This window comes from Staphylococcus equorum (assembly GCF_029024965.1).
GTDB lineage: Bacteria > Bacillota > Bacilli > Staphylococcales > Staphylococcaceae > Staphylococcus > Staphylococcus equorum.
In genome coordinates this window covers 16,687-28,553 of record NZ_CP118983.1, presented here as the reverse complement: position 1 = coordinate 28,553, position 11,867 = coordinate 16,687, and the positions used below count along the sequence as shown (strand labels likewise).

General features: G+C 30.3%; 11 protein-coding genes and 1 pseudogene. 5 read left to right on the top strand and 7 right to left on the bottom strand.

Translation table 11 applies throughout. The features are described 5' to 3' along the window. Positions 1-14: 14 nt before the first annotated feature. The 5 genes and pseudogenes from PYW44_RS13270 to PYW44_RS13250 all read right to left on the bottom strand — a co-directional run. Positions 15-128: pseudogene (locus tag PYW44_RS13270) on the bottom strand (DUF4260 family protein); the annotation flags it as partial. 60 nt (positions 129-188) lie between these two features. Then, the gene (locus PYW44_RS13265; RefSeq protein WP_069813475.1) at positions 189-395 is read right to left on the bottom strand and encodes a hypothetical protein; all 207 of its coding nucleotides are present in this window, start codon (positions 393-395) and stop codon (positions 189-191) included. A 742-nt stretch (positions 396-1,137) separates the two neighbouring features. Next, a complete protein-coding gene (locus PYW44_RS13260) occupies positions 1,138-1,686 on the bottom strand; it encodes a hypothetical protein (RefSeq protein WP_107517809.1) in 549 nt (182 codons plus the stop codon). Between the two features lie 884 nt (positions 1,687-2,570). Beyond that, entirely contained in the window at positions 2,571-2,999 is a 429-nt protein-coding gene (locus PYW44_RS13255; protein WP_236593617.1) for a GNAT family N-acetyltransferase, read from the bottom strand. Between the two features lie 174 nt (positions 3,000-3,173). Then, positions 3,174-4,145 carry a replication initiator protein A gene (locus PYW44_RS13250; protein WP_115076075.1) on the bottom strand — a complete coding sequence of 324 codons (972 nt, stop codon included), beginning with the start codon at positions 4,143-4,145 and terminating at the stop codon, positions 3,174-3,176. Positions 4,146-4,563: 418 nt separating this feature from the next. On the opposite strand from PYW44_RS13250, the gene PYW44_RS13245 reads away from it, so the two are divergent. The 4 genes from PYW44_RS13245 to PYW44_RS13230 all read left to right on the top strand — a co-directional run bounded on the left by PYW44_RS13245 (position 4,564) and on the right by PYW44_RS13230 (position 8,607). Continuing rightward, positions 4,564-5,238: a DUF536 domain-containing protein gene (locus PYW44_RS13245; RefSeq protein ID WP_115076074.1), complete on the top strand. Its 675-nt coding sequence runs from the start codon at positions 4,564-4,566 to the stop codon at positions 5,236-5,238. Positions 5,239-5,441: 203 nt separating this feature from the next. After that, entirely contained in the window at positions 5,442-6,041 is a 600-nt protein-coding gene (locus PYW44_RS13240; RefSeq protein WP_236593618.1) for a TetR/AcrR family transcriptional regulator, read from the top strand. Between the two features lie 51 nt (positions 6,042-6,092). After that, positions 6,093-6,974 carry an ABC transporter ATP-binding protein gene (locus tag PYW44_RS13235; RefSeq protein WP_056935283.1) on the top strand — a complete coding sequence of 294 codons (882 nt, stop codon included), beginning with the start codon at positions 6,093-6,095 and terminating at the stop codon, positions 6,972-6,974. A gap of 25 nt (positions 6,975-6,999) precedes the next feature. Continuing rightward, positions 7,000-8,607: an ABC transporter permease gene (locus PYW44_RS13230; protein WP_069819293.1), complete on the top strand. Its 1,608-nt coding sequence runs from the start codon at positions 7,000-7,002 to the stop codon at positions 8,605-8,607. 153 nt (positions 8,608-8,760) lie between these two features. On the opposite strand, the gene PYW44_RS13225 is transcribed toward PYW44_RS13230, so the two are convergent. Then, entirely contained in the window at positions 8,761-9,309 is a 549-nt protein-coding gene (locus PYW44_RS13225) for a hypothetical protein (protein WP_069819292.1), read from the bottom strand. Between the two features lie 13 nt (positions 9,310-9,322). Then, a complete protein-coding gene (locus PYW44_RS13220; protein ID WP_107517820.1) occupies positions 9,323-9,904 on the bottom strand; it encodes a TetR/AcrR family transcriptional regulator in 582 nt (193 codons plus the stop codon). Positions 9,905-10,322: 418 nt separating this feature from the next. Between PYW44_RS13220 and msr(A) the strand changes: the two genes are divergently transcribed. Next, positions 10,323-11,789, top strand: a complete 1,467-nt coding sequence (gene msr(A), locus PYW44_RS13215; protein WP_069820940.1) for an ABC-F type ribosomal protection protein Msr(A) — start codon at positions 10,323-10,325, stop codon at positions 11,787-11,789. Positions 11,790-11,867 lie beyond the last annotated feature (78 nt).

The window sequence follows — 11,867 nt, the reverse complement described above, 5'->3', positions numbered from 1 at the left end:
AATAAAACTCCTTTTTATTTAAACTTTTGAATTGTTGTTTTATTAAATCCAATTGCATATTCAAGACCCTTTTCGACAGTTCGATTCATACTAATATGAGCTAACCAAATCAATCCAATTTCTAATAAAAAAGCTTAAAGATATTTTAAAATTACTCCACTTGGGATAATAAATTCTTATGTTTTCCTTTATACTTTATTGAAATTATTAAAGAAAAAATTCCAAATAAACATATATGTAATCCACTCGTTGATTGATGCAAATAATACTATTTTCTTGTTTTTACTATGTTGCACAATGTGTGCAACAACACCATATATAGGTACAACATGATGTGCAACAACACTATATATTGGTGCAACAACCTGTGCAACAAAGAAAAAAAGTGATGGCACTGGGTTAATCTTTAAACCCTTGATATGTCTGGCTTCGCCAGACCCACCACAAAAAGTGGTGGCATATATCCCTTATGCTCTTTACTCGTGTGCAACAGCCTGTGCAACATAATATCCCTCATACTTACTTTCGAATTAATTTTGCATCATAAATTTCTATTGATTATATAGTCTTTTTTGGACTAAATAATCAATAAAAGATAATAGTTTTACTAATTAAAAAGACAAAGTCTTTTTAATTTTCGTTTTATAGATTTGACTATTTTCAATTACTTTTTAGCATTATCCTCTAAAATATTCACAGATATTTTAGCTACTATATCGATACATATTACTAATCCAATAAAGTGAAAAACCAATAAAGTGAAAGCAATTATTTGAGGTCTATTAAAATTTTTAAAAGTAAAATTAAGTGTTAATAATACAATATTCAATAAAATTATCAGTGTAGATATTATTATTAAGCGAGGTATCTTTTTTGATAAAAGTAACTTAAGGCGTTTAAAATCATCTTTATAATATGTACAGTTAATTTCCGTAAATAATTTTCCTTATTTTTGGGAATCAACAGTGTATTTTGTGTTGTTAAGTTGGTCGTAGTAGCCCCCAACGTTTCCCAAATTTGTAAAATCTAATCCCAAAACTTAAACAAAAAATAGACCCAATCTAAATAAGATTAGGTCTTCACTTTAATATCTTTGAGTTATTTCTATATAGTATCAAGACAAGAAAAAACAAAAAATCATCTAAATTTAGAACGAAATTCATCAATAGTATCATTTACTAAAGTAATATGATTTTTAAGTAATTTTTTTTTATATTTACACTTTGGACATTTGTATTTATAACGCCCAAAATAAGTTCTAGTAACTTTCATCTCTCTCTTATCATCAGGACAATACGGTCCCTTAACATCACATATTTCAACTTCTTCCAAATCTTCAAATTTACATTTTTGTAAATCAAGATTCTTCCAATTTTCGGAAAGAAAATTAAAAAGAACAGTCCAAGTAAAGCCCAAATAATCAGTTTTTACAAACCATTTATTATATGAAGCCATAACTATTCTAGGTATATCATCCTGCAATCTATCTATGTATTTTTTTATAAAAAAACGTATTACTAAAACAAACAAAAATAATACAAACCAATAAAAGTAAAATTTATATTTGATTAAAAAATCAAAACTTATAGATTTCAAACTAAAAAAATATACTGAAAAATTAATGATTAACGTAACTAAAAATGAAATAAATAAATCATATAAAAAAACCTTAAACTTCGAATTCATAAAAACCTCCTTAACTCTTATTTTACTACAATCTATACAACCTTTTTAGTTTTCTCTTAAGAAAAAACTTTATTCCAATTGCTTTATTGACGTTGAGCCTCGGAACCCTTAACAATCCCAAAACTTGTCGAATGGTCGGCTTAATAGCTCACGCTATGCCGACATTCGTCTGCAAGTTTAGTTAAGGGCTCTTCTCAACATAAATGCGGGTTCTACTTTTTATTTTTACTGACCTTAATAGCAAAAAAAGCCATACCAATACAAAACCACATACCTATAATTGACAACCACATAGCAGTCATAAAACCACTCCTTTTCACCAAACTTCATCACAAGACTTATTAAATTATTAAATGCCTTTATTTCGAATTTTAAGGGGTTATTTTAAAGATCTAGGTATAACCCCTATGCTTTTATACCTAAAAGCATACATAAGCTCTTAAAACGCAAATATGAGCAAAATAAATATGTTTTAATTTCACAAACATTTTTTGGTCTAAACCAGTGGCAAATTTTTTAGACATTGCCCAGTTACATGCAAATCTAAAAATTAACATGAAAATTGGGCAACCATGCCGGTTGAACGCTATAGTTCCCGCAGGGGCAAAAAGACATCAAAAAACGTTGCTTTTTAAGCTAGGGTTTATCAAAAAACGCTTTTAAAAAATCGAATTATTAACTTGAAAATATTAGGAATAAATACAAATATCTGAAATACAATGTCTGAAATAATCTCAATAAAAGCTGACTTAGTTCTCTTGTATTTTGTACTCATAAATCAAACTCCTAACCTTTTTTAAGTAATGATTTTGCTTTTTAAAAATTTCAAATTTCAATAACTAAATGTGCTTCTCTTTCTTCCTCACTTGTATAAACATTAACGCTTAGTATTCACTTCTCAAAAGACCATAGATCAATGTGTCTCTATATTCATCTTGCACTAATTTATCTTTTCTCAACATGCCCTCTCGTTTCATACCTAACTTTTCCAACACAATTCCGGAAGCTATATTGTTTGAATCAATGGCTGCCCCTATTCTATTGAGTTTCAGTACTTTAAAGGCATATTTGATGATTGTTTTCGCGATATCCGTCGCAACGCCGTCGCCCCAATAATTTGGATGGACAATAAAGTTAATTTCAGCACTTTGGTTCACTTCATCTATGGCTAATTGTATCGCCCCTATGACTTTATCTGTATCAGGATCAACGAGGACATTGTAAATCCAATTGGATTCTTTATCTAACACCACATTAATGAACTGCTGAGTCTCTTCATAACTTTGAGGACCCCAAGTTTGATACTGAGTCACTTCTGGTAAAGCATATAATTCATTTAAATATCTATATCTGTGTGCTTTAAGTCTCTAGAATAGAACGCCATACGCGCCCTCCTAAAATAGTTTGCTCCTATGTAACCCTTTATTTACTAGCTACATATAATATAAAGGGTGTTCTCTTAATTTAAATGTGAAAGCACGCCACATCTACTGATTAAAGATATTATGTTGTTTCATGTTTTGACGTCGCATATAAAGTGCATGTGTTTCTTCGAATTCAGCTTTAATAGATTGCATTAAATACCCTTGCATCGCTTCAACGGTTTCATTCTTTTGTAGCAGCATCGCTTTAAAACGTTTCAACACACTTACAATTTCAAACTCAACATCTTCTAAACGGTAATACGTATCATGTGCATTATTAAATGATTTTTTACCTTTGAGTAATACACTTTTAATAATCCGAATTTCTCTAATTTCAAATTTACTTAAATAGTCTTGAAGTTGTTGAGGCAATTCTTCGAGGACTTGGAACTTAAGCGCATCATTATTAAATTCGGTTTGTTGATGATTTGTATGATCCGAATGATTATTGTTTATTGGATTGTTGTATGTATCATTCAAGTCATTCGTATCATTATTCTCAGTCTCTATATAATCAGTATTACTTAAGTCAGTATCATTAGAGTCTAAGTTTTGGGATTCTGGGCTCCCATTGTTTGGGATTCTGGGCTCCCATTGTTTGGGATTCTGGACTCCCATTATTTGGGATTCCTTGCTATCACTTGATTCGTCATTGTTTGAAGTGCTATTTTGTATTTCTTTTTCAATATTTATATTTGTTTCAATTTCATGAAGGTATAGTTTGTTTGGTCGATTAAATCCAGTTTTAACTTGTTCTAATAAACCCACTTCTTGTAATTCTTTTTTAATTTTGGTTATTGTATTTTTACTTTTATCTAACACTTCTTGAAGATTTTCATTTGTGAAAATAAAATATATATCTCCATTTTGATCTATCCAATTATTTTTAATAGATAAACTTACTCTATCATTAAGAATTGCATAGGTAACTTTTGCACTATCACTTAACTTTTTATATTTTTCATTGATAAATAATACTTTATGTAGCATATAGAAATTTTGACTGGCCTGATTTTTTATGTTTTTTCTAGACATAATAAAAACCCCTTTCCTATTCAAATTTTGGATAGAGGTAATAAAACATTACAAGAACACATAAATTTTTTGCTTGCACTTTGATGATATAGTTGTATATAATACAGATATCAAAATATTTATAAACGTGCTGCAACGTTTTATTACCAAACCCCGACTATTACCAGTAGTTGGGGTTTTTGTTGTATTAAGGTTATTATAGCACTTTGAATAAGCTTATAAAAGGGAAAATGTAGTGTTGTCAAGGGTTGATAAAGGGTTTGCAAACCCTTGACAACTACCGTCAACCCTTTACAAATACTTGATAAAAGGGTTGACGGTTTTATATTTTCGACTTATCAATCACTTTATTATTAAGCGTGATAAGCTTATAATATGTTATAAAGGGTTGATAAACATTTTATAAAGGGTTGATGATATGAAAAGCGTGAAAATGTTGAGTGAAGAATTAGGGGTTAGTAAGCAAACGATTTTTAATAACATTAAACGATTGAATATAGAGACAATAAAACAGGAAAACACTTCGTTTATTAAAGAAGATACCGATATAGAAAAAATCATTCAAAGAGTAAATGAAAATAAAAAGAAATATGGTTTTGAAAGTGCTACTGAAGACAAACAAAAAAAAGAGTCAGATAATATTAATGTTGAATCCAAAAGTGATACTCAAATAGTAGAAATCCTTAAAAATCAGATTGATACTTTGAATGATCAAATTGAAAAACAAGAAAGTCGTCATGAAACAACAATTGAATTCTACAGAAAAGAGTTGCAGGAAAGATCAAAATTGCTTGAGAATCAGCAAGTTCTGGCATTAGAGAGTAATAAAAAAATTCAAAAGTTAGAGAATCAATTAGAGGAAGAGAGACACCTTAATTATTCCTTTGATACATCTACTAACGATAGACAAAACGTTGATGCACAAGAAGCAACATATACTACTGATTCTGTAAATATTAATCAACACCAGGAAGAAGAAAAAGAAGCAGAGATTCAACATAAGGATATAGATGAAAGTAAAAGCGATGAAAGTACGCGATATGAAGAAACACAACCTAAAAAAGGCTTCTGGAGTCGTTTGTTTGGTGGCTAATAATAGTTTTAAAAGACCATATTCATTAAATAAGCGCTACAAGTCGAATAACTTGTAGCGCTTATTTATATCATCGGAACTTCTGATAATCATCGATTATGTAAAAAATTGACTACTTTGGTCATATGATGTAAACTCCAAATGACCGAAGTAGTCATTTTGAATGAAAAGGAGGCATTTTTATTAACACTATATTTAATAACTTGAAAACGAACAAACAAAAAATGATTATTAACTCATCAATCAAAGAATTTGTGAAAAATGGTTTTGACAAGGCATCTACAAATGAAATTGTTAAAAAAGCGAATATTTCCAAGGGATCATTATTTAATTATTTTAATAGTAAAAAAGACCTCTATATTTATTTAATTAATTATAGTACACAAATTTTAGAGAATATGTATAGAGAAATTGATTTAAGTGAGAAGGATTTATTTAATAGGATTGAGAATATTGGTTTACAAAAATTATATGTTCAACAAAAGCATCCTGAAATATTTGATTTTCTAAAACATTCTATTCAAGAAGAATCATTAGAAGTAAAAGCTATTATTGAGAAAAAAGTTGACCATATATATGAAAATGGACGACAAAAAATATTTGCTAACATCGACTATTCTAAATTTCGTGATGATATTGATATCGAAAAAGCAATTGAAATTCTTAATTGGACAATGTCCGGTTTTGGAGAAAAGGGACTTCAACAAATAAAATCTTTTGAAAATATTTCCGATTTTGGTAATCAGTATCTCAAAGAGTGGCATGATTACGCTCAAATATTAAAGAATAGTTTTTATAAGTAAAAGGAAGTATTAAAAAAAGAAACGAGTACTACAAAAGGGGGCTTCACTATTATGAGGGAAGTTGTGAAAATTACAGGATTACAAAAGAACTTTGGTGATTTCAAGGCTTTAAATGATGTGTCTTTTACAGTTAATAAAGGTGAAGTTTTAGGATTTATTGGTCCTAATGGTGCAGGAAAATCTACTACTTTGCGTACACTATTAGGAGTTATTAAACGAGATGCAGGTGAGGTAGAAATATTCGGAAAAGATGTATGGAAAGAAAGTCTTAAAATTCATAAAAGAATATCTTATGTTCCAGGGGATATTGCATTATGGGGTAATTTGACGGGTGGAGAAATTATCGATTTATTCATGAAATTACATGGTAGTGGAGACACAGAAAAACGAGATGAGTTAATTAAACGTTTTGAACTAGATCCTAAGAAAAAGTCTAAAGGATATTCAAAAGGTAACCGTCAAAAAGTTGGTTTGATTGCAGCATTATCAGTTGATTCCGACTTATACATCTTTGATGAACCGACCTCTGGCCTTGATCCATTAATGGAAGTAACATTTCAAGAAGAAGTTGAAAAAATTAAAGCAACTGGAAAATCTATTTTGCTATCCTCACATATTTTAAGTGAGGTGGAACGTCTAGCAGATAGAGTTGCTATTATTAGACAAGGAGAAATCGTAGAAACTGGAACACTCGATGAATTACGTCATTTAACTCGTTCAACGCTGATGATCGAAACAGAAGAAGATGTAGCTAAATTATCAGAAATACAAGGCGTATTTGATTTTAAACAAAGCAATAATCAAGCGACATTTTCTGCTGATAATAAACACCTTAATTCTATTCTAAGCGAAGCAGTTAAATTGGGTGTTAAAAAACTTGAATCTACACCACCTACACTTGAAGATTTATTTATACGTCATTATGAAGGCTAAATAATGGAAAGGAGGTTGAGTTCATATGCATGAAAAATTTTCTGGTTGGAACACACTGTTTTTGCATTATCTAAAGCTTGATTGGAAAAAAATGATTATATGGATTTTAAGTATTGGTTTGTTTTCAGCAGGATTTGTTCCAGCTTTTAAAGAGATAGCACAAGGGAAAGGGTTAATTGGTATGTTTGAAACATTACAAAACCCTGCAATGATTTCTATGGTAGGTCCCACACCAATTGAGACAGCAACAGATTATACTTTAGGCGCCATGTATGCACATGAAATGTTATTATTTTGTGGACTTTTTGCGATGATAGTCTCTATATTGCATATAATTGGACATACACGTAAGGAAGAAGAATTGGGGCTTACAGAATTAGTACGCTCGTTTCAAATAGGTCGACAAGCAAATTCACTTGCTACAATAATAGAAATAGTGTTAATTAATGGCTTAATAGCGATGTTTATTTCTGCAGTAATGGTGAGTTTTAATGCAGAAACGATTTCTCTTCAAGGTGCCCTGCTTTTTGGAATAACAATTGGAATGGCAGGAGTAATGGGTGCAAGCATTGCTCTCGTTGTCTCTCAAATCATGCCAACCTCATCATCTGCCATTGGATTGTCTCTTGGTATTGTAGGTTTGCTATATATTATCCGTGCTGGCACAGATGTATCCAACATTGAGTTGTCTATTTTTAATCCTCTTGGTTGGACATATCTCACTTACCCTTTTACAGATAATAATTGGCTTCCGATTGCCATTGCTTTTATATTTAGTATCATAGTAGTTATTATTGCATTTATGCTTGAAGGCGCACGCGATATGGGAGATAGCTATATTCCTGAAAAAAAAGGAAAGAGGAATGCCAAAAAGTCATTATTATCTATCCGTGGTTTATTATGCAAAATTAATCAAAGTATTATCATCAGTTGGTTAGTTGCATTTATGGTTATGGGCATTGCTTATGGATCAATTTATGGAGACATGCAGACTTTCTTAGAAAGTAACGAAATGATGAAACAAATGTTTTCTACTTCAAATGTTTCTATTGAAACATCATTTACGAGCACGATTATGGTGGTTATGGTTAGTTTAGTTGCTATATTGCCGATTGTAATTGTTAACAAATTATTTTCAGAAGAAAATAAACTTCATCTTAGCCAAATATACCCTACTAAAGTGACGCGTAGTAGAATATATTGGACTAATATTGGTTTAGCATTTTTTAGTAGCGTATTAGGTGTTTTAGTGGCTTCACTTAGCCTAGGTGTGACAGCAATAAACGTGATGGAAGGTCATGGGGAAATGCAGCTTATTGATTTCCTTGCAGCTGGATATAATTTTTTACCTGCTATATTATTTTTCACTAGTCTTGCTACTCTTGCATTCGGGTGGGCACCCAAACTTGGAAAAATAGCTTATGCTTATCTTGGATATACTTTTGCACTCAATTATTTTGGAGGTACTTTAGACTTACCTGAATGGCTTTCAAAAACAGCTATATTGAATTGGCTCCCACAAATGCCAAAAGAAAATTTTGATATCTTCAGTTTTGTCATTCTATCTATGATTAGCATTGTATTTATAATTTTAGGCTATATTGGATATAAAAAACGAGATTTAATTGGGTGAAATTAAGGTTCGTTATTAAGATGAAATTTGATTATGTAAATAAGAGGCTAATCACTATATAAAATGATTAGCCTCTTTATATAACCTATTTCTTATAAATGCAAAGAGATAAATGATATTAATTAGAATAATAAGATAAATTCAAATTAATTGTTAATTATGATTTACTTTCTTTTTGGGTGGCCATAAAAAATATGAAATACAAATGATTAAGTCAATAATAATGACAATTGTCCAAACATGAATAACATTATCTATAGCTTCTGTACGACTTTTATCATTAATTAAAAAAACAATCAAATGCAAAATACCTGTTCCTATAATGTAAGAAAGTAAATGTTTCAACCAACTTTTAGCATAGTTTTTAGCGTAAGCTAACCCTACAGCTTTATAAGGTTTAGATCCTTGTTTCATCACATAATATCTAAATCTATCATCTGCCCAATTTATCATGCTTTTCCCAAAGACAAGAGATACTGAAATATAGACCGCAGCTATAGCATGAGGGATTTCAGCTGTTGCTCCATTCATGAGGTCTATACTTGTTGTTATAAGTATTATTAAATCTATAACTGGTGTAAGTGCTAGGAATAGTAGACCTAGTGTTTTTTGTTTTAAGATATATCTTGTTACCAACCCGAGTAATATAACAACCCAAAAGGCTACTTCACAAAAAATAATGAGCCATACTATAAAGTTCATGGGTTACCCTCCTTTATTGCGTTAGCCTAGTTATTTCTTCATCTACAATTGATTGAATATCTTCATTTGAAGTTTGATTTGGATTAAGTAATTTATGAAGAGCTAAACCATCAATTAATGCGTGTAATTTCATAGAATGAAGGTGGATGTTTAAATTATCTTTCAATAAATGATCATTGCTTAATAAAGTTAAAACACTATGACATAATTGGTCTAACCCATCGTCAAGCGTACTTTGACCATACTCATGTATGTCATAGCGAAACGCCATCCAAACTTCCATATCAGCTAATCTTTCTTGATCTAATGGTAATACTGTTAGCAAGCTTACTTTTGCTTTGTCAATTGCATTAAGGTCTTCGGATGTAAATATTACTTCAATTTTCCTTCTTACTTTTAGTTCTATTGCAGACATAACAGCATTTAGTAACTCTGAATGATTCGGAAAATAGTATCTAATTTGTCCAGGCGTCATCTTAGCTAGTTTCGCAATTTGTCTTACAGTAGATCCTTTGGCACCATTTTCTACAATTGAATCAAAAGCATATTGAATTATTTGTTTTTTCTTTTCTTTGTGATTAATTATTTTTGGCATATTTAAAGTTTAACATTTTTTAATACGACTGTGTTAAATAAAAATAGTGGGCTCAATTTGTATTTTTAGAGCCTACCTTTGTTAAACATTTAAAGATTCTTGTAAAAAAACCAATAAAATGTTATATTAACATTACTATTTTATCGATGAAGGAGGATTAAAATGACAGCTTCTATGAGACTCAAATAAACCTTTTTGAATACAAAATTAAATTAATTCAAAAAGGCTTGTCCGCAATACACACTCATAGGATGACTTATGTCATTTTTTATCCTTCGATAGGAATAATAAACGCTTTCAAATACTAAAACATCGTAATAATTCTTTAAGTGTTTGAAAGTGTAATGTGAATGAGACGGGAGTAGCCTGTCTCATTTTTTGCGTACACGTCCTTTAAATATACAAGGAGTGTATAAATATGGAACAATATACAATTAAATTTAACCAAATCAATCATAAATTGACAGATTTACGATCACTTAACATCGGTCATCTTTATGCTTACCAATTTGAAAAAATAGCACTTATTGGGGGTAATGGTACTGGCAAAACCACATTACTAAATATGATTGCTCAAAAAACAAAACCAGAATCTGGAACAGTTGAAACGGATGGCGAAATTCAATATTTTGAACAGCTTAACATGGATGTGGAAAATGATTTTAACACGTTAGACGGTAGTTTAATGAGTGAACTCCATATACCTATGCATACAATCGACAGTATGAGTGGTGGTGAAAAAGCAAAATATAAATTAGCTAATGTCATATCAAATTATAGTCCGATATTACTTTTAGATGAACCTACAAATCACTTGGATAAAATTGGTAAAGATTATCTGAATAATATTTTAAAATATTACTATGGTACTTTAATTATAGTAAGTCATGATAGAGCACTTATAGACCAAATTGCTGACACAATTTGGGATATACAAGAAGATGGCACAATAAGAGTGTTTAAAGGTAATTACACACAGTATCAAAATCAATATGAACAAGAACAGTTAGAACAACAACGTCAATATGAACAGTATATAAGTGAAAAACAAAGATTGTCCCAAGCCAGTAAAGCTAAACGAAATCAAGCGCAACAAATGGCACAAGCATCATCAAAACAAAAAAATAAAAGTATAGCACCAGATCGTTTAAGTGCATCAAAACAAAAAGGCACGGTTGAGAAGGCTGCTCAAAAACAAGCTAAGCATATTGAAAAAAGAATGGAACATTTGGAAGAAGTTGAAAAACCACAAAGTTATCATGAATTCAATTTTCCACAAAATAAAATTTATGATATCCATAATAATTATCCAATCATTGCACAAAATCTAACATTGGTTAAAGGAAGTCAAAAACTGCTAACACAAGTACGTTTCCAAATACCATATGGCAAAAATATAGCACTCGTAGGTGCAAATGGTGTAGGTAAGACAACTTTACTTGAAGCTATTTACCACCAAATAGAGGGAATTGATTGTTCTCCTAAAGTGCAAATGGCATACTATCGTCAACTTGCTTATGAAGACATGCGTGACGTTTCATTATTGCAATATTTAATGGATGAAACGGATTCATCAGAATCATTCAGTAGAGCTATTTTAAATAACTTGGGTTTAAATGAAGCACTTGAGCGTTCTTGTAATGTTTTGAGTGGTGGGGAAAGAACGAAATTATCGTTAGCAGTATTATTTTCAACGAAAGCGAATATGTTAATTTTGGATGAACCAACTAATTTTTTAGATATTAAAACATTAGAAGCATTAGAAATGTTTATGAATAAATATCCTGGAATCATTTTGTTTACATCACATGATACAAGGTTTGTTAAACATGTATCAGATAAAAAATGGGAATTAACAGGACAATCTATTCATGATATAACTTAAAAACTATACACTAATTTATATTAAATATTTCTTTAAAGTATTATAATAAAGTAAATAACAATAGTAACATAACCGATG

What these genes read in the sequence shown, in the direction of transcription:
- PYW44_RS13235 (WP_056935283.1), top strand. Translation starts at nt 6,093, where the DNA reads ATGAGGGAAGTTGTGAAAATTACAGGATTACAAAAGAACTTTGGTGAT.
- PYW44_RS13250 (WP_115076075.1), bottom strand. Translation starts at nt 4,145, where the DNA reads ATGTCTAGAAAAAACATAAAAAATCAGGCCAGTCAAAATTTCTATATG.
- PYW44_RS13260 (WP_107517809.1), bottom strand. Translation starts at nt 1,686, where the DNA reads ATGAATTCGAAGTTTAAGGTTTTTTTATATGATTTATTTATTTCATTT.
- PYW44_RS13220 (WP_107517820.1), bottom strand. Translation starts at nt 9,904, where the DNA reads ATGCCAAAAATAATTAATCACAAAGAAAAGAAAAAACAAATAATTCAA.
- PYW44_RS13245 (WP_115076074.1), top strand. Translation starts at nt 4,564, where the DNA reads ATGAAAAGCGTGAAAATGTTGAGTGAAGAATTAGGGGTTAGTAAGCAA.
- PYW44_RS13225 (WP_069819292.1), bottom strand. Translation starts at nt 9,309, where the DNA reads ATGAACTTTATAGTATGGCTCATTATTTTTTGTGAAGTAGCCTTTTGG.
- PYW44_RS13230 (WP_069819293.1), top strand. Translation starts at nt 7,000, where the DNA reads ATGCATGAAAAATTTTCTGGTTGGAACACACTGTTTTTGCATTATCTA.